We start from the raw sequence: 20,207 nt of genomic DNA, 5'->3' as shown, positions 1-20,207 counted from the left end.
GTGCATCGCAAGGCGGAGGGTCGCCCGCGTACTGGGTGTACTCGGGTGATCCCGACAACGCGGCGAGGTGCCGTGCCAGGCGTCGCGAGCCAGACGGGACTTTCGAAACACGCCCTAGGACCCGAGTCACCGGGAGACATCGGGGACAAGTCCCGCGACAGCCGTGAACGACGGGCCGCCGGTGAAAAACCGGCGGCCCGTCGCCGTACCGGTCGGGCACACTCGCCCGCATGGACATCGTCATCAGGACCGCCCGGCCGGAGGAGTACCGCGTCGTCGGCGAGATCGCGGCCCAGGCCTACCTCGGGGACGGGCTGCTGGACTTCGGGGAGAGCGACGCGTACCTCGGAAGACTGCGGGACGTCGCGGGGCGCGCGGCCGTCGCCGAGGTGCTGGTCGCCGTCGAGGGGGACCGGGTGCTCGGCAGCGTGACCTTCGCGGCGGACGGCAGCCCCATGGCCGACTCCGCGCGCGCGGGTGAGGCCGAGATCCGGATGCTGGCGGTCGCCCGGGAGGCGCGCGGCCGGGGCGCGGGCGAGGCCCTCGTGCGCGCCTGCGTCGGCCGGGCACGGGCCGCCGAGGGCTGCGCGCGCCTCGTACTGTCCACCCAGCGCACCATGCACAGCGCCCACCGGCTCTACGAGCGCCTGGGCTTCACCCGCACCCCGGACCGTGACTGGAACCCGTTTCCGGAGCTCGACGACATCCGGCTGCTCACCTACGAGTTGACGCTCCGGCACACTCCGTAGCGCTCCCGAGCACCCAGCGGACACAACATGTGGGGGCAGTCCCGGAGCCCGGCACAAGATGTATGCTCATGGTCGCTGTCGCCGCAGGGGAATCCGGTGCGAATCCGGAACTGTCCCGCAACGGTGTACTTGTGCGTGTTCGCGTCTGCGTGTGCCCGTACTCGCGTCAGTCCGAGGACCTGCCGACAGCGCGCCCCGGCCGTCCGGCCCGGGTGCCGACGACGTCCGGGCCTCGCGGAATGGGCCGGTGGACGCGGTGTGTGCTGCCCCGAAGCGCTCCCGTGTGCCCCGTGCCCGCCCGCGAGGCCCCGTGCCGAGCGAGGGAGAGCCCCAGTGACCATCGCGCCAGCCGATCCGGCTTCAGCGACCGCGCAGCAGGCCCCGGTGGAGACCGACGGTCCCGGGACCGCGCTGCTGCGGACCCTGACGGATCTGACCGCCGACCTCCCCGACGCCGACCCCGGCCGGGTCGCCGCCGCGGCGCTGCGCGGCCGGTCCGCCCGCGCCGACGAGGCCGAGCTGCGCGAACTGGCCACCGAGGCGGCCGCGGGTCTCATCTCCGAGGACCCCGCCTACTCCCGGCTGGCCGCCCGCCTGCTCGCGATCACGATCGCCGCCGAGGCCGCCTCCCAGGGCGTCACCGCCTTCTCCGAGTCGGTCGCCGTCGGCCACCGCGAGGGCCTGATCGCCGACCGCACGGCCGCGTTCGTGCGGCTGCACACGGCCCGCCTCGACGCGCTGATCGACGCCGAGGGCGACGACCGCTTCGGCTACTTCGGGCTGCGCACGCTGCACAGCCGCTATCTGCTCCGGCACCCGATCACCCGCAAGGTCGTCGAGACGCCCCAGCACTTCATGCTCCGGGTGGCCTCCGGTCTCGCGGAGGACGACACCGTCCGCTCCGTGGACGAGGTCGCCGCGCTCTACCGGCTCATGAGCCGCCTCGACTACCTCCCCTCCTCCCCCACGCTCTTCAACTCCGGTACGCGGCACCCCCAGATGTCGTCCTGCTACCTCCTCGACTCCCCGCTGGACGAGCTGGACTCCATCTACGACCGCTACCACCAGGTGGCGCGGCTGTCGAAGCACGCGGGCGGCATCGGGCTGTCGTACTCCCGCATCCGCTCGCGCGGTTCGCTGATCCGGGGCACCAACGGGCACTCCAACGGCATCGTCCCGTTCCTGAAGACGCTCGACGCCTCGGTCGCCGCGGTGAACCAGGGCGGCCGGCGCAAGGGCGCGGCCGCGGTCTACCTGGAGACCTGGCACTCCGACATCGAGGAGTTCCTGGAGCTGCGGGACAACACCGGTGAGGACGCCCGGCGTACGCACAACCTGAACCTCGCGCACTGGATCCCGGACGAGTTCATGCGCCGCGTGAACGCGGACGGCGTCTGGTCGCTGTTCTCCCCCGCCGACGTGCCGGAACTGGTCGACCTGTGGGGCGACGAGTTCGACGCGGCCTACCGCAAGGCCGAGGAGGCGGGCCTGGCCCGCAAGACCATCCCGGCCCGCGACCTGTACGGCCGCATGATGCGCACCCTCGCGCAGACCGGCAACGGCTGGATGACCTTCAAGGACGCCGCCAACCGGACCGCCAACCAGACGGCGGAGCCGGGCCACACGGTCCACTCCTCGAACCTGTGCACCGAGATCCTGGAGGTCACGGACGACGGGGAGACGGCGGTCTGCAACCTGGGCTCGGTCAACCTCGGCGCGTTCGTGACCGGCGGGGACATCGACTGGGAGCGGCTGGACGAGACCGTGCGCACCGCGGTGACCTTCCTCGACCGCGTGGTGGACATCAACTTCTACCCGACCGAGCAGGCGGGCCGCTCCAACGCCAAGTGGCGTCCGGTCGGCCTCGGCGCGATGGGTCTTCAGGACGTCTTCTTCAAGCTGCGGATCCCCTTCGACTCGCCCGAGGCCCGCGCGCTGTCCACCCGGATCGCCGAGCGGATCATGCTCGCCTCGTACGAGGCCTCCGCGGACCTCGCCGAGCGCAACGGACCGCTCCCGGCCTGGGAGAAGACCCGTACCGCCCGTGGCGTGCTGCACCCGGACCACTTCGACGTCGAGCTGAACTGGCCGGAGCGCTGGGCGGCCCTGCGGGAGCGGATCGCCTCGGTCGGCATGCGCAACTCGCTGCTGCTCGCGATCGCGCCGACCGCCACCATCGCGTCCATCGCGGGCGTGTACGAGTGCATCGAGCCGCAGGTGTCGAACCTGTTCAAGCGCGAGACGCTCTCCGGCGAGTTCCTCCAGGTCAACTCCTACCTGGTGGCCGAGCTGAAGGAGCTCGGCGTGTGGGACGCGCAGACCCGTGAGGCGCTGCGCGAGTCCAACGGCTCGGTCCAGGGCTTCACCTGGGTCCCGCAGGAGGTCCGCGACCTGTACCGCACGGCGTGGGAGATCCCGCAGCGCGGTCTGATCGACATGGCCGCCGCCCGCACCCCGTTCCTGGACCAGGCCCAGTCGCTGAACCTGTTCCTGGAGACGCCGACCATCGGCAAGCTCTCCTCGATGTACGCGTACGCCTGGAAGGCGGGCCTGAAGACGACGTACTACCTGCGTTCGCGTCCGGCGACCCGCATCGCCCGCGCGGCCCAGGCGCAGGCGCGGCCCGAGACCACCATCCCCGTCCAGCAGGCGGCCGACCCCGACGCCGTCGCCTGCTCCCTCGAAAACCCCGAGTCCTGCGAGGCCTGCCAGTGACGATCGACACGAACACCGAGAAGAACCTCCTGGACCCGGGCTTCGAACTCACCCTGCGTCCCATGCGCTACCCGGACTTCTACGAGCGCTACCGGGACGCGATCAAGAACACCTGGACCGTCGAGGAGGTCGACCTCCACTCGGACGTCGCCGACCTCGCGAAGCTGACGCCGGGCGAGCAGCACATGATCGGCCGACTGGTCGCGTTCTTCGCGACGGGCGACTCGATCGTGGCGAACAACCTGGTGCTGACGCTGTACAAGCACATCAACTCCCCCGAGGCGCGGCTGTACCTGAGCCGTCAGCTCTTCGAGGAGGCCGTGCACGTCCAGTTCTATCTGACGCTGCTCGACACCTACCTGCCCGACCCGGACGACCGCGCGGCGGCCTTCGCGGCGGTCGAGAACATCCCCTCCATCCGCGAGAAGGCGCAGTTCTGCTTCAAGTGGATGGACTCGGTGGAGAAGCTGGAGCGGCTGGAGACCAAGGCCGACCGCCGGCGCTTCCTGCTGAACCTGATCTGCTTCGCCGCGTGCATCGAGGGGCTCTTCTTCTACGGTGCCTTCGCGTACGTCTACTGGTTCCGCAGCCGGGGTCTGCTGCACGGTCTGGCGACCGGCACCAACTGGGTGTTCCGCGACGAGACGATGCACATGAGCTTCGCCTTCGAGGTCGTCGACACCGTCCGCAAGGAGGAGCCGGAGCTCTTCGACGACCTGCTCCAGGAGCAGGTGACGGACATGCTGCGCGAGGCCGTCGAGGCGGAGCTGCAGTTCGGCCGTGACCTGTGCGGCGAGGGTCTGCCGGGCATGAACACCGAGTCGATGCGGCAGTACCTGGAGTGCGTGGCGGACCAGCGCCTCCAGCGGCTGGGCTTCGCGCCGGTGTACGGCTCCGAGAACCCCTTCTCCTTCATGGAGTTGCAGGGTGTCCAGGAGCTGACCAACTTCTTCGAGCGCCGGCCGTCCGCGTACCAGGTCGCGGTGGAGGGCACCGTCGACTTCGACGAGGACTTCTGACCGGTCAGGTCTTCTGACCTTCTGACCTTCTGACCGACCGTCATCGACGAGAGCCGGGCCGCACCCTGCGGCCCGGCTTTCGTCACGTACAGCTCCCGCGCCTCCAATCGCCGCGCCAATCCCCGTCCATGGAGCGGCAAAGTTCTGCCGGCACCGCTGTTCGCGCGCCGTTCCCCCCGGTTACGTTCTGGCCGTCCCGTCGCGCCACGCTCCGCGGCACACCGGGACGGCTGATTTGGCATGCCCATGACGCATCTCTCCACGTTCGCGCTACGCGCGTCACGGGCGGCCCTCTCAGCGCGCCGAGAACCCCACTTCCGGCCAAGGCGCCGCGCACGGCCCCACCCGGGCCCGAGCGGTACCGGCCTCGAACCGATGGAGGCGACACCCCCATGCGTTCCCAGCGCCCGATATCCGCCGGCAGACCGGCCCGGAGCCTGCGAAGACTCCTCACCACCGCCCTCCCCGCCCTGGCGCTCGGCCTCGCCGGGTTCACCGCGGCCCCGCCCGCGAGCGCGCAGCCCGCGCCGGCCCCCCACGTCTCCCGGACCACCCAGAACTCCCGCGCCCTGACCGACCCCGCCCGGCAGACGGTCCACGCGACCGGCCGGGCCGGTCAGAAGGTCGCGACGAAGCACCTGTGCGCCGCGGCGACGAAGCCGGGCCGGATGTCCTGCTTCGCCCAGCGCCGTACCGACATCGCGCAGAAGCTCGCGGCGAAGGTCTCCCCCGACGCCGCCGCCGCGGTCTCCGGCCTCAGCCCGGCCAACCTGCACAGCGCCTACAACCTGCCCTCGACGGGCGGCTCCGGCATGACGGTCGCCGTGGTCGACGCCTACAACGACCCCAACGCGGCCGCCGACCTGGCCACCTACCGCTCGCAGTACGGGCTGTCCGCCTGCACCGTGGCCAACGGGTGTTTCAAGCAGGTCAGCCAGACCGGTTCGACCACTTCGCTGCCGAGCAACGACACCGGCTGGGCGGGTGAGGAGGCGCTCGACATCGACATGGTCAGCGCCGTCTGCCCCAACTGCAACATCATCCTCGTCGAGGCGAACTCCGCGAACGACTCCGACCTCGGCGCCGCCGAGAACGAGGCCGTCGCGCTGGGCGCGAAGTTCGTCTCCAACAGCTGGGGCGGCTCCGAGTCCTCCTCGCAGACCGGCGAGGACACCTCGTACTTCAAGCACCCGGGTGTCGCCATCACCGTCTCCTCGGGCGACGAGGCCTACGGCGCCGAGTACCCGGCGACCTCCCAGTACGTGACCGCCGTCGGCGGAACCGCGCTGAGCACCTCCTCCGGCACCCGCGGCTGGAGCGAGTCGGTCTGGAAGACCAGCAGCACCGAGGGCACCGGCTCCGGCTGCTCCGCCTACGACGCCAAGCCGTCCTGGCAGACCGACACCGGCTGCGCGAAGCGCATGGAGTCCGACGTCTCCGCGGTCGCCGACCCCGCGACCGGTGTGGCGGTCTACGACACCTACGGCGGCTCCGGCTGGGCGGTCTACGGCGGCACCAGCGCCTCGGCGCCGATCATCGCGGGCGTCTACGCGCTGGCCGGCACCCCGGGCTCCGGCGACTACCCGGCGAAGTACCCCTACTCCCACACCTCGAACCTGTACGACGTGACCAGCGGCAACAACGGCTCCTGCTCCACCTCGTACTTCTGCACCGCGGGCACCGGCTACGACGGCCCGACCGGCTGGGGCACCCCCAACGGCACGGCCGCCTTCACCTCGGGCACCGGCACCGGCACCACGGTGACCGTCACCAACCCGGGCAGCCAGTCCACGGCCACCGGCAGCGCCGCGAGCCTTCAGATCTCGGCCAGCGACAGCGCCGGCGCGACCCTCACCTACAGCGCGACCGGACTGCCGACCGGCCTGTCCATCGGCAGCTCGACCGGTCTGATCTCCGGCACCGCGAGCACCGCGGGCACCTACGCGGTCACCGTCACGGCCAAGGACAGCACCGGCGCCTCCGGTTCCGCCTCCTTCACCTGGACCGTCGGCACCTCGGGCGGCACCTGCTCCTCGGCGCAACTGCTCGGCAACCAGGGCTTCGAGTCGGGCGCCACCGTGTGGAGCGAGACCAGCGGTGTCATCACCGACGACACCGGTGAGGCGACCCACGGCGGCTCGTACGACGCCTGGCTCGACGGATACGGCTCGACCCACACCGACACGCTCTCCCAGTCGGTGACGATCCCGTCCGGCTGCAAGGCCACGTTCACCTTCTACCTGCACGTCGACACGGCCGAGACCAGCACGAGCACGGCCTACGACAAGCTCACCGTCACCGCGGGCTCCACCACGCTCGCGACCTACTCCAACCTGAACAAGGCTTCCGGGTACGCCCAGAAGAGCTTCGACCTGTCCTCCTTCGCCGGTTCGACCGTCACGCTGAAGTTCAGCGGCGTCGAGGACTCCTCGCTCCAGACCAGCTTCGTCGTGGACGACACGGCCCTGACGACAAGCTGAGCCGCACCGGGGCCCCGGCCGCCGAGGCGGCCGGGGCCCCGTCGTGCGCGCGGAGGGATCCCGATCCACCGGTGGCACGTCCAACCCCCGAGGAGGCCACCCCATGCGTCGAACGACTCACACCCGGACCATCGCCCTCGCCGCCCTGGCCCTGCTGCTGGCGGGCTGCGGCAGCCAGGGCACCACCGACACGGGCGCCGACGGCACCCGATCGCCGTCCCCGACCGGAGGCACGGCGACGGCGTCCCCGTCCCCGACCGGAGGCACCGCGGCACCGTCCCCGAGCCCGACCGACGGCACCCGATCGCCGTCCCCGCCCCCTTCCGGACCGGACTGCGCGAAGGCCGAGGCACAGCTCGACGCCGCCGACACGGGCCACACGTACTGTCTGGCACCCGGCGACACGATCCGGGTCCTGCTGGACGGCACCACCAGCCGGCCCTGGAAACCGGTCAAGAGCGACGGCGACGCGCTGACGGCCACCAACGGCGGGATCGTCCTCCAGCCGGGTGACGCCTCCGCCGCCTACCGGGCGGTCGGGGCCGGGACCGTCACGCTGACCTCGTCGCGGCCGATGTGCCCGAGCGACCCGGCCCGGATGTCCTGCAAGGGCCTCCAGGAGTGGACGGTCACCGTGGTCGTGCCGAAGGCGTGAGACCGCCGCGGCGCGCGCCCGGGGCCCGAGGGCGGTCCGGACGTGCGCCGCGGACGGCTCGGCGGCCGGGCACCGGCCCGCGCCGTCCGGGTCGGGCCCGGCCTACACCGGGTCCTCCTGGCGCGGCCGGGCCCTCAGCCGCAGCCTGTGGGGCCGCAGGGTGATGCCGACGCGGGTCGCGTCACTGGACCCGGACACCTGTTCGAAGTGCCACCGGGACGCCAGGGTCGCGGTGATCAGGGAGAGCAGCGCCATCGAGAAGTGGTCGCTCGGGCACTTGCGGTTGCCCACGCTGAAGGGGCGCATCGCGTACTTCGGGATGTCCTCGGAACGTTCCGGAAGCCAGCGGTCGGGATCGAAATCCAGGTGTTCCCGGTACGACCGGGGATCGCGCTGGATCGCGTACGGGCTGTATACGATGTCCGCTCCGGCCGGAATGCGATAGCCGCCCAGCTCGGTTTCGGCCACCGCGCGCCGCGTCAATATCCATACGGCGGGCCGTAAACGCATCGCCTCGACGATGACATTGTTCGTGTACGACAGCTTCCGGACGTCGCCGAATCCGACGGGCCGGTCTCCCGCGACGGATCGGACCTCTGCGGCCACTTTGTCCGCGTGTTCCGGATGTTCCGTCAAGACTTGAAGCAACCACATGATCGTGGAGGCGATGGTTTCGCTGCCGGGGGTGAGTATCGCGACGACTTGGTCGTGGATCTCCTGTTCGCCTATGGGGTCGCCGTCGTCGTTCTTCGCTTCCAGCAATGCCGTCAGCAAATCGTCCGGCTTTTGACCAGATGCCCGCCGCTCGTCGATGATCTCGTCGACGAGCGCGTGCAGATCGGCCAATGCGCGGTCGAATGCGCGTATCGAGGGAAGCGGGAGCCGGTAGAGCGGTCCGGCGGGTACGACCATACGGCGGTACATGCCGTGGAACACGGTGGTGAGCGCGAGGCTCAGCCGCTCGGCGCGCTCGTCCATGAACCGTCCGCGCAGCAGACAGCGGGCGGCGACACGGACCGCGACGCGGAACGACTCGGAGGTGCAGTCGACCGTCGCGCCGCTCTCCCAGCGCTCCGCGAACGCCTTCGACTCCTCCTCCATGATCGGGCCGTACTCGGGGATGGCGTCGGCCCGGAACGCGGGCTGGATGGTCCGGCGCTGGCGCCGGTGCAGCGCCCCGTTGGCCGTGGCGACACCCTGTTTGCCCAGCAGGCCTTCGAGCGACTCCCACAGGGGGCCGCCGATCTCGTAGTCGGGACTGAGTGCCAGCGCGCCGGTGAGCGCGGGGGTGGTGACGGCGTACACCGTCTTGGGTCCCATCCTGAGCCGGACGACATCGCCGTGGTCGCGCAGCCGGGCGAGGAAGCCCAGGGGGTCGCGGACCAGCTTCCAGCCGTGCCCGAGGACGGGCACCCCGCCTCCGGCGAGGGGCGGGACCGACAGCTCCCGCGCCTCGGGCACCTCGGGTCGTACCGAATCGACGGTCATTTCCCACCTGCCGCTTCATTGTTGACGTACGGGGGCGTGGAGCGGTCGTCCCAGCTGTCGACCATGTACCGGCCCGACTCGTGGTGGAACCAGTACACGGAGCTGAACCAGTTCCGCATGTTTTCGAGGCACGCCGTGACGGCGACACTCGTCTCTTTTCCCCGGACCGTGCCGTCGGCGAGCGATTCGGCGAGCCGTAATACGCCCTTCTCGGCGGCGAGGAACTGCTCCACGCATTCCTCGACCCGCCGCCTCACTTCGGTGACGGCTTCTTCCAGCGTCAGCCCCTCGTGATGAATGAGACTGATCCCGAGATTGTGCACCTCGTCGCCCGCTATTTCTTTGGGCAGAGAACAGAGGTCGTTGTACCAGGCGGCGAATTCCTGACTGAGCAGCGCCGCCCGCGTGAATGCGGGATGGAGCCTCACACCGACGGGTAGTTCATGGCCCGTACTCGGCTCCAGAAGGTCGGTCCAGATCCAGTGCGCGAAAGTGAGGCGCCGGAGTTCCAGGTATTCCGCGACCGTGGGAACGGTGCCGGAGATCCGGTTCCGGAACTCCCGGTCGTAGGCCTCGATCACCGCATGGAAGTGGAACGCGAACCGTTTGTTCCACTTCTCGCCGAGGAACGAGTACAACCGCACCATGCTGTCCGCGAATCCCGCGACCAGGGGATCCCGGTGGTGCAGGTGCTCCCCGGGTGCGTCGAGGGCCGCATGGAGCCGGAACCTGAGCTTCCGCCAGGCGCCCGCCCTGCCGTGGACCGCGTCGCGGTCATGACGGTCGTCCCAGACGAAGAACCACGCGCTGTAGTCCGCTATCGCCTGCATGACCTCGTCGGGGGCGCCCGTGTAGTAGCCCGCCATGAGATCCGTGTAGCGCAGGCCGTCGGCATACTCCTCGACCTTGCCCGCGGGCATCAGCCGTTTTTCGAGGAGCCAGGCCCTGGTGTTCTCCTGGAGCCTCGGCCAATACGGGTGCAGTCGACGGGGAAACTCGGACTCGACCACCGGAAGAGAGAGCGCCGGCGGTACCGCGAGCGCTGTCGACGAAGAGCCGTATGAGAAAGCACGCACGAACAAACCCCTCTCAGCCGCCTGTTGACGTCACACCCCTCCACCCGTGCCGGGCGCGCGTCGTCGCGTATCCCCGCACTTCCCATTCAGCACCACAACTGACCGCTCTGGGAATGGATTCGGACCACCGACTGCGCGACCGCGCCGAGAATATCCCCTTGTATGACTGAATATGGATCGCTGAAGGAGTACAAGGGATCGAACATACGACGTACATGCGAACGGTGCCTGGTCAGGAGGATCACCTGCCCAGGCACCGTTTCGAGTAGACCCACGAGGGACCGCGCGTCACGCCGGTCAATTCATGTCACAGCCGCGCGGGGCGCCCGGCGGGGCGACGGCTCAGCCGTTCGCCACGACCTCGTAGCGGGGCTCGTTCTCGGCCATCTGCCGCAGCGCGTCCTTGCGGTCGCGCTTGGAGAGCCGGTCGATGTACAGGTAGCCGTACAGGTGGTCCGTCTCGTGCTGGAGGCAGCGCGCGAAGTAGCCCGTGCCGCGCACCCGGACCGGGTTGCCCTTCTCGTCCTGCCCGGTGACCTCGGCGTAGTCGGGGCGGGCGAGCGGCGCGTAGGCGGTCGGCACGGACAGGCAGCCCTCGTTGCTCTCGTCCAGCTGACGCCGGTCGGCGGGCAGGTCGACCAGCTTCGGGTTGCAGACCACGCCGACGTGCCGGACGCCCTGGTCGTCCTGGCAGTCGTAGACGAAGACCTTCAGGTCGACACCGATCTGATTGGCCGCCAGGCCCACGCCCTCGGCGGTGCGCTGGCTCGCGAACATGTCGGCGACCAGCTGGTCCAGCTCGTCCCCGAACTCGGTGACGTCCTTGCACTCCTTGTGCAGCACCGGGTTCCCGACCACCGTGATCGGGCGCGAGGTGCCGCGCTCGCGGTAGCCGCTCTCGCGCTCCTCGGTGTCCTCGGTGTCGATGACGAAGCCGTCGTCGTCCACGGGGAGCACGCCCACGTGCTGCTGATCGGTGTCCTGCTGCGCCATGACGACGTACGCCTTCCTCAGACCTTGGAATTTCCTGCGACTACAGCCTAAAGGTGCGCTCAGCAGACCTCTTCCAGATCCCGCCAGTCACGGGAGTCCGGGCTGTCGGCGACCCAGCCGTCGAGAAGACCGCGCACCAGCGAGGCGGGCGCCGCGAGCCCGCACTCCCGCTCGGGCACCCACAGCAGCCCGTCGGTGCGATGGCCGAGCGGACCCGGGTGCCCCGGCTCGCTGTGGTCGTGCGGGTCGAGGTGTTCCTCGTCGCCCTCGTCGGACGGCATCCGGGACTCGGAGCACATCCGGCACAGCAGCCGTACGGACGACGACCAGTCCTCCGCGGCGAAGCCGGCGTCGGCGGCGAGCCGTTCCAGCGCGTCCCGGTCGTCCTCGGTGGCCGCCTCGAGGAGGACGACCCAGGTCGGCACCGGTGAAGGGGCCCACAGCTCGATCTCGTCGAAGACCGGGTAGGCGTGCCCGGCGGCCGTGGTCCGCTCACCGTGCGGAACGCCGTCGTGCAGCACGACCTCGCCCCAGCGGCGGCCCGAGGACGGCAGCGGGATCGACAGCACCTCGAGACGGGCCGGGTCCAGCCGGCGCCCCCACACCACCTCGGCCTCGCCCTCCGGGGACAGCCGGACCGCCGCGCTGCCGAGGGCCATGCCCGTCGGCTCGCCGGAGACGGCGGCGCCACCGGGGACCCGCAGCCCGTACGCCTGCCAGGCGCGCCGCGCCAGCGGCCAGTCCTGGAGGGCGGTGGCCGCGATCCCCACGTTCCACCAGTCGGGTGCGCCGGTCTCCCGGTCGAGCAGGGCGACGGCGCGCAGACCGGCCGCCCGCGCCTGCTCCCAGTCGTGCCGGAACTTGTGCAGCAGGGCCAGGTTGAACCAGGACTCGGACAGCCAGGGCTCCAGGTCCGCGGCACGCGTCAGCAGCGCTCCCGCGTCCTCGTACCGGCCGTCGCCGATCAGCGTGAACGCACGATCGGTGGCCTGCCGCCACGAGGCGGAGGGCCGGTGTCGCCCCTTGCCGAAGATCCTCACGATTCCCGCCTGCCAGTTCCTCGCGTTTCCCGCCTGCCGGTCCCTCGAAGAGTCCCTGGGAGGCAGTGCAGCCCCGGTCCGGCCCGTGCCCCCTGACACCCTCTCCCTCGCATCCAACCACGTACCTTCGGACGGCCGCTCATTACCCATGGGTTACCCAGGCCGGGGCAAGGTCAGACCGGCTCGGGACAGGACCCGGGCCAGTGACTCCACGACCTCCGGCTGGTAGTCGCGGGCGGTGCCCAGCCGCAGTTCCTCCAGCGCGGTCAGCGGTCCCGAGGGCCCCGCTCCCCGGGCCATCTCCTCGTACGCGTTCACGGTCCGCACGATGCGCGCGGTGACCGGCTGGTCCCGGTACGGGTCCGCCTGCCGCTCCACCACCACGGCGACCTCGGCCTCCACCCCGGTCTGCCGTACGACGGCGCCGCCGAGCAGCGCGATCCGTCGCTGCTCGTCCGGCGGGAGCGCGGCGGTGGCACCGGCCGGCACGGGGTCGACCAGGCTCAGCTGTCCGATGTCGTGCATCAGCGCCGCGTGCTCCAGGACGGTGAGGTCGGGTTCGGACAGGCCCAGCTCACGGCCCACGGCCCGGCTGAGGGCGGCCACCCGCCGGGCGTGCCCGGCCGGTGTGTACCCGGCGATCTCGGTCGCGCGCGCGAGGGAGGCGATCGTCTGCCGGTAGGTCGCCCGCACGGCCGCGTAGCGCCGGAAGGACAGCTGGGTGAGCAGCAGCGGCAGCGAGAAGACGGGCAGCGCCCACAGTCCGGTCACCGCGACCGCGAGCGCCATCACGGCCCCGGTCGCGCACACCGCCGAACCGATCCCGGGGGTGGCCCGCAGCTCGTCGCGCAGCAGCGGACCGAACGGCCACCGGGTCCGCGCGTGGGCCGTCGCCGCCGCGAGCACGGCGTCCCACAGCGTGGTGAGGACCAGCAGCGCGACCAGCAGCAGGGCCTGGGCCGGACCGCCCCACTCCAGCAACCTGCCCCGGTCGTAGAGGGGTTGGAAGCACACGGCGGCGAAGGCGACGGTCAGGACGCGGCGGGCGAGGTGGTCGGGCGTCGGGCCGTGTCCCCGCGCCACGTGCGGAACGCAGCCGACCAGCGCCGCCGCCACGACGACGGCGACGACCTGGAGGACGCCGTGGTCGGTGCGGTGCCCGGCGTTCTCGCCGAGCAGCGCGTACGCGAGGGCCCCGGCGGCCCCGAGGGGCGCGGGCTCCCGCTCCCCGGTCCCGCTCCACCGGCCGAGCTCGCCGACGGCGATGAGCACGCCGAAGGCCAGCGCCGTACCGCGTTCGTCGAGTCCGTGCCAGAGGGTGACGCCGAGGGCGAGGAGCGCGAGGAGGAGGGCGAGGGCGCGCACCGCGATGAGCAGGACGGGGGTCCCGCCGGCCGACGGGAGGCGGGCGGGGCGGGCGCGGACCCCGGACCGTGGGGCGGTGGTGCTCACGGTGCGCTCCGTCCGACGGTGCCGGACGGATGCGCGGGCGGCATGCCGGACGCGACGGCCGGGGCGGTGTCCGCGGTCACCACGGGGTGCCAGCCGTGCCGGTCGAGCGCCCGTGCCAGTGCCGCCACCATCCGGGGGTCGAACTGCGTCCCCGCGCACCGCGCCAGTTCCTCCAGGGCCGCGCGGACCGGGCGGGCCCTGCGGTAGGACCGGGTCGACGTCATGGCGTCGAACGCGTCGGCCACGGCCACCACCCGGGCGAACTCCGGGATCTGGGCGCCCGCCAGCCCGTACGGGTATCCGCTCCCGTCGAGCCGCTCGTGGTGGTGCAGGATCGCCGAGCGGGCCTCGCCGAGGAACCCGATCCCGCGGACCATCTCGTGGCCGTACTCGGGGTGCAGTTCGATGACCCGCCGCTCCTCGGGGGTCAGCGGTCCGTCCTTGCGGAGCAGCCGTGTGGGGACGCCGAGTTTGCCGACGTCGTGCAGGATCCCGGCGAACCTGAGCACCTCGACGCGCTCGTCGTGCATGCCCAGCTCATGGGCGATCATCACGGACGCCCGGCCGACCCGTTCACTGTGCCCCCGGGTGTAGCCGTCCTTGATGTCGACGGCCTGGACGAGGGCGCGGATGGTGGCCTGGTGGGCGGCCCGCTCGCGGTGGTACTGGGCGAAGACCCAGCAGGACACGTACATCGGCAGCAGGACGAGCAGCGCGGCGACGGGCCCGTACGGGCTGCGCCACAGCACCGCCATCATCAGCCCGGCGAGGCCGTGCACGGCGACCGGTGCCAGCGAGCGCGCGAAGAGGCCGTGCCAGGCGCCGCGCACGGGAGCGCGCTCGGCGAGCGCGAGGATCCCGCCGTCGAGGACGGTGAGCACGGCGCAGAAGGTGAGCGCCGCGGCTCCCGCGGGCACCAGCGCGTAGGGGAAGTCGGGCGTGACGAGCGTCTCCCGGCCGCCGCACGCCCCGTACGTCCGGGAGGCCGCCCAGACGGCGACGGCGAGCTGGGCCGCGCGCCAGATCCGGCGCGGGCCGCGCGGGCGCCGTTCGACCGGGGCGAGCAGTGCCCCGGGCAGCGCGACGAGGGCGGCGGCGGACGGGGGCAGCAGGAAGGCACCGGCCAGCAGGACGGGGAGGAAGGTGCCCATCCCCCGGGCGGTGTCGCCGCCGGGCGCTCCGGCGGCGCGCGGCAGGAGCGGCAGCGTGACGCGCTCGCAGCCCGCGTACAGCACGGCGAGCGGCGCGACGATCCCCCAGGGGACGCGGAGATGGAGCAGGGGAGCCAGGCAGGCGAGAGCCAGGAGAACGACACCGGCCACGTACGCACGGGCCCACGCCGGAACCGTACCCATCCCCGAACCTCCCCCGTACCTCCCCCGGTCTCAGGCTCGGAGCCTAGGACGGGAGGAAGAGGACGGGGACGGGTATGTGCGAATCCGCGGGCTCCAGGCCCGCGGATTAGCACGTTCGGGTGATAAACGGAGGGCCTGGAGTCCGGCCCTCGCGGCGGAGGGCCGCCCGGAGGTCAGGACTCCTGGGCCGTCGCGGTCACGTCGTGCTCGGGCACGGTCTGTCCGGAGCGGATCAGATCGATGCGGCCCATGACCTTGGCCCGCAGATCGGTGGGCACGTCGTCATGGCCGCAGCACCGCTTGACCAGCTTCTTGACGGCCTGTTCGAGGCCGTACTTCTCCAGACACGGGGAGCACTCTTCGAAGTGGACCTCGAACTTGGTGCAGTCCGCGTCCGGCATCTCATGATCGAGGAACTCGTAGAGATGATCGAGTACCTCACTGCAATCCGTCTCGTGCGGCTCTCCGCAGCTCATGAGCCCGAGCCTTTCGCTTCGTTCGACTCTCCGGCGCCGGCGGGGACCAGCCCGCGGTCACGGGCGTAGTCCTCCAGCATGCCGCGCAGTTGGCGACGGCCCCGGTGCAGCCGGGACATCACCGTACCGATGGGTGTCCCCATGATGTCCGCGATCTCCTTGTACGCAAAGCCCTCTACGTCCGCGAGATAGACGGCGATGCGGAATTCCTCGGGGATCGCCTGCAGCGCTTCCTTCACGTCGGAGTCGGGCAGGTGGTCCAGCGCCTGCGACTCGGCGGAACGGAGGCCGGTCGACATGTGCGACTCGGCGCGCGCCAGCTGCCAGTCCTCGATCTCCTCGGCCGCGCTGCGCTGGGGTTCGCGCTGCTTCTTGCGGTACGAGTTGATGAAGGTGTTGGTGAGAATGCGGTACAGCCACGCCTTGAGGTTCGTGCCCTCGCGGAACTGGTGGAACGACGCGTACGCCTTGGCGTACGTCTCCTGCACCAGGTCCTCGGCATCGGCCGGATTGCGTGTCATCCGCAGGGCGGCCGAATACATCTGGTCGAGGAATTCGAGCGCGTCCCGCTCGAAGCGCGCGGTGCGCTCGGCGGAGGTCTCCGCCGTCGCGTCGCTCGTGCCCCGGCCCTCGGGCTGCTCCGCCTGGCCGTTTTCGGTCCCTGCGTCGGTCCCAGTGACCGGACCCACCTCCTCCAGCGACGTAGCGAGACCGAGACCGGTCCCACTGGAATCGGAGGATAGACGAACATCATGTCCGCCCGCCGCCCGAATCGGGGCGTTCTTGCCCGCGTGCAGCACCGTCCAGTCCAGGTCAGCGCGGCTGCTGCGGCTCGGGCAGAAGGTCGAACCCATGCGGCGGACTTCCTCTCGTACGAACGGTGCAGCAACGATGCGTGCTGTCTGCTCGGCACAACAGAAGTCCGTCACCCTGCATTCCCGGCCGTCACCGGAGTGACGCGGCCCACCCCGTGACACCGTCCGCGATGATCTTCAGCGCCTCCTCCTCGCCGAGCGGAGCCCGCTTCGGCACGGCGAAGCCGTGATCCCCGTACGGCACTTCGATCAGCTCGTACGGGCCCGGCGGGAACTCCTCCGGCCTGCCGAACGGGTCGTTGCCGCCCTGGACGACGAGCGTGGGCACCCCGGCGCCGAGCAGCTCGGCGGCGCGGGACTTCTCCGGCCTGCCCGGCGGGTGCAGGGGAAAGCTCAGGGCGAGCACCGCCGCGGCGCCCAGTTCCACCGCGGTCCGGCACGCGACGCGGGCGCCCGCGCTGCGGCCGCCGGAGATCACGGGCAGCCCCTGTCCCGCCAGCGCCGGCCACACGCCCCGCCATCCCGTGTCCAGCGTCCTCGGCGCGGGCGCCACCTTCTTCCCGGCCACCCGCCAGGGCTGTTCGACGAGGGCCACGCTCACCCCGTGCGCGGGAAGCGTCCCGGCGAGCGCCCGCAGGTCCCGGGCCTCGATGCCGCCGCCCGCGCCGTGGCTCACGGCGAGGACGAGCCGCGCCTCCGCCGCCCGGTGCCAGGTGATCCGGGCCGTACCGGCGTCCGTCTCGATGGTCTCGATCATCTCGCCGGTCCCGCTCGCGTCGCCGATCCTCGTCATGTCAGAAGAGTGTGCCCTCCTCGGGCCCCTCCAGTTCCCTCAGCAGCTCCGCCCCGTTGTTGCGGACGTTGCTGACCGCGGTGGAGACGGGGTACGCGCGCATCAGTCCGGTGGGCGGCGGCGCGAGCAGGTCACGCACCTCGTCCGGGTCCGTGCGGGAGGGGTCGAGCCAGTTGTCCCAGCGATCGGGGGTGAGCATCAGGGGCATCCGGGGGTGGATGTCGGCCAGCGCCTGCGGGCCCTCGGCGGGGGCCGCCGCGAGCGGGGCCGTCTCCGCCTCGGTGGTGATGACCGAGCAGGTCGCCCACCAGGCCAGCGGGTGCTCGTCCGGCAGCGTCCGGTCCCGCCAGAACTCGTACAGACCCGCCATCGCGAAGACGGAGCCGTCCGCCGGGGTCACGAAGTACGGCTGCTTGCGGGGCCGCTTCTTCTTGCCCTCGACCTCCAGATCGCGTTCGGCGGCGGAGGTGACCCATTCGTAGTAGCCGTCGGCGGGGACGATGCAGCGCCGGGTGGCGAAGGCACGGCGGTACGAGGGCTTCTCGTGCACCGTCTCGGCGCGCGCGTTGATCATCCGGGCGGCGCCCTCGGGCGTCTTGGACCAGGACGGGACGAGTCCCCATTTGAGCCTGCGCAGCTGGCGAACCGGTCTCGGGCTGTCCGCGTCCTTCACAGGGCGGTCGAGGACGACGTAGACCTCCTTGGTCGGGGCCACGTTGTAGTCGGGCGCCAAGGTTTCTTCCGGATCCCACTTCTCGACCTCAAAGGTTGCTGCGAGATCCTCGGGTCCACGACTGGCTGCATACCGTCCGCACATACGTGCAACACTGCCAGATTCCGCGCCGCGAAAGGGAGCCACCGCCGACAATGGACAGCACCGCATCCACCTCGCTGGCCTCGCTCAGCTCCCTGTGGGACGAGGTCTTCGGCACCCAGCCGGACCCCGATCTGTGGGTGGTGATCGCCACCATGGTCGCGGCCCTCGCGGTGATCGTCCCGCACGGTGTCTGGCGTGTCTCCCGCAACGCCATCACCATCGCGCACGAGGGCGGCCACGGACTGGTCGCCCTGCTCACCGGGCGCAGTCTCAGCGGCATCCGGCTGCACTCCGACACCAGCGGCCTCACGGTCAGCCGGGGCAAGCCGACCGGCCTCGGCATGATCCTGACGGCGGCGGCCGGCTACACCGCTCCCCCGCTGCTCGGCCTCGGCGGCGCGGCCCTGCTCGGCGCGGGCCACATCACCCTGCTGCTGTGGGTGGCCACGGCCCTGCTCATAGCCATGCTGGTGATGATCCGCAACGCGTACGGCGCGCTCACCGTGATCCTCACCGGCGGCACCTTCCTGCTGGTGTCCTGGCTCGCCGGACCCCAGGTGCAGGCCGCGTTCGCGTACGCCGTGGTGTGGTTCCTGCTCCTCGGCGGCGTCCGCCCGGCCTTCGAGCTCCAGGCGAAGCGGACGCGGGGCGGCGCGGGCGACTCCGACGCGGACCAGCTCTCGCGGCTCACCCACGTGCCGGCCGGACTGTGGCTGTTCCTCTTCCACGCCGTGTCGCTGTGCTCGCTGATGGGCGGCGGGCGCTGGCTGCTGGGGCTGTGATCCGCAGACCGCTGTCCGAGGGTCCTGAGCTGCGCCGCGACCCGTCCGGCGCACCCCCGCACGTGCCCCGCCCGGCCCTCCCGGACGGGTGCCACCGGCCGTGACGGACCCGCAGCCGCCCGGTGCGCTGCCACTAAAGTGGGGCGCATGACCGTGAACCCCGCCCACACCGCCCTCTGGCCAGCCCCGCACGCAAGCGGAGCCGTCGACGCGACGGTTCACGTGCCGGGGTCCAAGTCGGTCACCAACCGCGCTCTCGTCCTGGCCGCGCTGGCCTCCGAGCCGGGCTGGCTGCGCCGCCCGCTGCGTTCCCGCGACACCCTGCTGATGGCCGGCGCGCTGCGCGCGATGGGCGTGGGCATCGAGGAGACGGTCGCCTCCAGCTCGACGGTCGCCGCGGGCCCGGACGCCTCCGGCGAGGCCTGGCGGATCATCCCCTCGGGCCTGCGCGGCCCGGCCACGGTCGACGTCGGCAACGCCGGCACCGTCATGCGCTTCCTGCCCCCCGTCGCGGCGCTCGCGGACGGCCCCGTCCGCTTCGACGGCGACCCGCGGTCGTACGAGCGTCCGCTGCACGGCGTGATCGACGCGCTGCGCGTGCTCGGCGCCCGGATCGACGACGACGCCCGCGGCTCGCTGCCGCTCACGGTCCACGGCAGCGGCGCCCTGGACGGCGGCACGGTGGAGATCGACGCGTCGTCGTCCTCCCAGTTCGTGTCCGCCCTGCTGCTCTCCGCCCCCCGCTTCAACCAGGGCGTCGAGGTCCGGCACACCGGCTCGACCCTCCCGTCCATGCCGCACATCCGGATGACCGTGGACATGCTGCGCGCGGTCGGTGCCCAGGTGGACACCCCGGAGTCGGGCGGCGAGCCGAACGTCTGGCGGGTGACCTCGGGCGCGCTGCTCGGCCGCGACCTGATCGTCGAGCCGGACCTGTCGAACGCCCAGCCGTTCCTGGCGGCGGCGCTGGTCACCGGCGGCACGGTCGTGATCCCCGACTGGCCGGCCCGCACCACCCAGCCCGGTGACCGGCTGCGGGAGATCTTCACCGAAATGGGTGGTTCCTGCGAACTGACCGATCGCGGACTGGAGTTCACCGGTTCGGGTGCCATTCACGGCATCGACGTGGACCTGGGCGAGGTCGGTGAGCTGACCCCGGGCGTCGCGGCGGTCGCGGCGCTCGCCGACTCCCCCTCCACGCTGCGGGGCGTGGCCCATCTGCGGCTGCACGAGACGGACCGGCTGGCCGCGCTCACCAAGGAGATCAACGAACTCGGCGGTGACGTCACCGAGACCGCCGACGGCCTGCACATCCGGCCGCGCCCGCTGCACGGCGGCGTCTTCCACACGTACGACGACCACCGCATGGCGACGGCCGGCGCGATCATCGGGCTGGTGGTGGGGGGCGTGGAGATCGAGAACGTGGCGACGACGGCGAAGACCCTGCCCGACTTCCCCGAGCTGTGGGCCGGGATGCTCGGGAACTGACGGGCGGACCTGGA

The 20,207-nt window shown here is 71.4% G+C and carries 17 protein-coding genes and 1 riboswitch; of the genes, 7 read left to right on the top strand and 10 right to left on the bottom strand.

Annotated elements, in window-relative coordinates:
• Positions 1-230 precede the first annotated feature (230 nt).
• The 5 genes from CW362_RS04855 (at position 231) to CW362_RS04835 (ending at position 7,618) form a co-directional block, all read left to right on the top strand.
• The gene (locus CW362_RS04855; RefSeq protein WP_103548076.1) at positions 231-749 is read left to right on the top strand and encodes a GNAT family N-acetyltransferase; all 519 of its coding nucleotides are present in this window, start codon (positions 231-233) and stop codon (positions 747-749) included.
• Positions 750-801: 52 nt separating this feature from the next.
• A riboswitch (cobalamin riboswitch) is annotated at positions 802-950 on the top strand.
• A 132-nt stretch (positions 951-1,082) separates the two neighbouring features.
• Positions 1,083-3,464 (top strand): ribonucleoside-diphosphate reductase subunit alpha, encoded by a 2,382-nt coding sequence (locus tag CW362_RS04850; RefSeq protein ID WP_103548075.1) that lies wholly within the window; start codon positions 1,083-1,085, stop codon positions 3,462-3,464.
• 62 nt (positions 3,465-3,526) lie between these two features.
• On the top strand, positions 3,527-4,483 hold the full coding sequence (locus tag CW362_RS04845) for a ribonucleotide-diphosphate reductase subunit beta (RefSeq protein ID WP_240657644.1): 957 nt from the start codon (positions 3,527-3,529) through the stop codon (positions 4,481-4,483).
• Positions 4,484-4,875: 392 nt separating this feature from the next.
• Positions 4,876-6,963, top strand: coding sequence for a putative Ig domain-containing protein (locus tag CW362_RS04840; protein WP_103548074.1), 2,088 nt, complete (start codon positions 4,876-4,878; stop codon positions 6,961-6,963).
• Between the two features lie 103 nt (positions 6,964-7,066).
• On the top strand, positions 7,067-7,618 hold the full coding sequence (locus CW362_RS04835) for a hypothetical protein (protein ID WP_103548073.1): 552 nt from the start codon (positions 7,067-7,069) through the stop codon (positions 7,616-7,618).
• Between the two features lie 102 nt (positions 7,619-7,720).
• Here the strand turns inward: CW362_RS04835 and CW362_RS04830 are convergent, their stop codons facing one another.
• The 10 genes from CW362_RS04830 to CW362_RS04785 form a co-directional block, all read right to left on the bottom strand.
• Positions 7,721-9,106, bottom strand: a complete 1,386-nt coding sequence (locus tag CW362_RS04830; protein WP_103548072.1) for a bifunctional albaflavenone monooxygenase/terpene synthase — start codon at positions 9,104-9,106, stop codon at positions 7,721-7,723.
• Complete coding sequence (cyc1, locus tag CW362_RS04825; RefSeq protein WP_103548096.1) at positions 9,103-10,182, bottom strand: epi-isozizaene synthase; 1,080 nt, start codon at positions 10,180-10,182, stop codon at positions 9,103-9,105. Before cyc1 ends, CW362_RS04830 begins: the two co-directional genes overlap by 4 nt.
• 342 nt (positions 10,183-10,524) lie before the next feature.
• On the bottom strand, positions 10,525-11,175 hold the full coding sequence (gene def, locus CW362_RS04820; protein WP_103548071.1) for a peptide deformylase: 651 nt from the start codon (positions 11,173-11,175) through the stop codon (positions 10,525-10,527).
• Between the two features lie 59 nt (positions 11,176-11,234).
• Entirely contained in the window at positions 11,235-12,215 is a 981-nt protein-coding gene (locus tag CW362_RS04815) for a tetratricopeptide repeat protein (protein ID WP_103548070.1), read from the bottom strand.
• Positions 12,216-12,368: 153 nt separating this feature from the next.
• Entirely contained in the window at positions 12,369-13,592 is a 1,224-nt protein-coding gene (locus CW362_RS04810; RefSeq protein ID WP_103548095.1) for an HD-GYP domain-containing protein, read from the bottom strand.
• A 71-nt stretch (positions 13,593-13,663) separates the two neighbouring features.
• Positions 13,664-15,022 carry an HD-GYP domain-containing protein gene (locus tag CW362_RS04805; protein ID WP_103548069.1) on the bottom strand — a complete coding sequence of 453 codons (1,359 nt, stop codon included), beginning with the start codon at positions 15,020-15,022 and terminating at the stop codon, positions 13,664-13,666.
• 173 nt (positions 15,023-15,195) lie between these two features.
• Positions 15,196-15,498, bottom strand: a complete 303-nt coding sequence (gene rsrA / locus CW362_RS04800; protein ID WP_103548068.1) for a mycothiol system anti-sigma-R factor — start codon at positions 15,496-15,498, stop codon at positions 15,196-15,198.
• The gene (gene sigR / locus CW362_RS04795; RefSeq protein WP_192582671.1) at positions 15,495-16,187 is read right to left on the bottom strand and encodes an RNA polymerase sigma factor SigR; all 693 of its coding nucleotides are present in this window, start codon (positions 16,185-16,187) and stop codon (positions 15,495-15,497) included. Before sigR ends, rsrA begins: the two co-directional genes overlap by 4 nt.
• A gap of 256 nt (positions 16,188-16,443) precedes the next feature.
• Positions 16,444-17,070 (bottom strand): alpha/beta hydrolase family protein, encoded by a 627-nt coding sequence (locus tag CW362_RS04790; protein ID WP_103548094.1) that lies wholly within the window; start codon positions 17,068-17,070, stop codon positions 16,444-16,446.
• Positions 17,071-17,107: 37 nt separating this feature from the next.
• Positions 17,108-17,923 carry an SOS response-associated peptidase gene (locus tag CW362_RS04785; RefSeq protein ID WP_103548066.1) on the bottom strand — a complete coding sequence of 272 codons (816 nt, stop codon included), beginning with the start codon at positions 17,921-17,923 and terminating at the stop codon, positions 17,108-17,110.
• A 50-nt stretch (positions 17,924-17,973) separates the two neighbouring features.
• Between CW362_RS04785 and CW362_RS04780 the strand changes: the two genes are divergently transcribed.
• Both CW362_RS04780 and aroA read left to right on the top strand, forming a co-directional pair.
• The gene (locus tag CW362_RS04780) at positions 17,974-18,705 is read left to right on the top strand and encodes a M50 family metallopeptidase (protein WP_103548065.1); all 732 of its coding nucleotides are present in this window, start codon (positions 17,974-17,976) and stop codon (positions 18,703-18,705) included.
• Between the two features lie 147 nt (positions 18,706-18,852).
• Complete coding sequence (gene aroA / locus CW362_RS04775; RefSeq protein ID WP_103548093.1) at positions 18,853-20,193, top strand: 3-phosphoshikimate 1-carboxyvinyltransferase; 1,341 nt, start codon at positions 18,853-18,855, stop codon at positions 20,191-20,193.
• Positions 20,194-20,207 lie beyond the last annotated feature (14 nt).

Origin of the sequence: Streptomyces populi (assembly GCF_002911015.1) — a bacterium.
Lineage (GTDB): Bacteria > Actinomycetota > Actinomycetes > Streptomycetales > Streptomycetaceae > Streptomyces > Streptomyces populi.
This window is presented reverse-complemented; position numbering and strand designations above follow the sequence as displayed.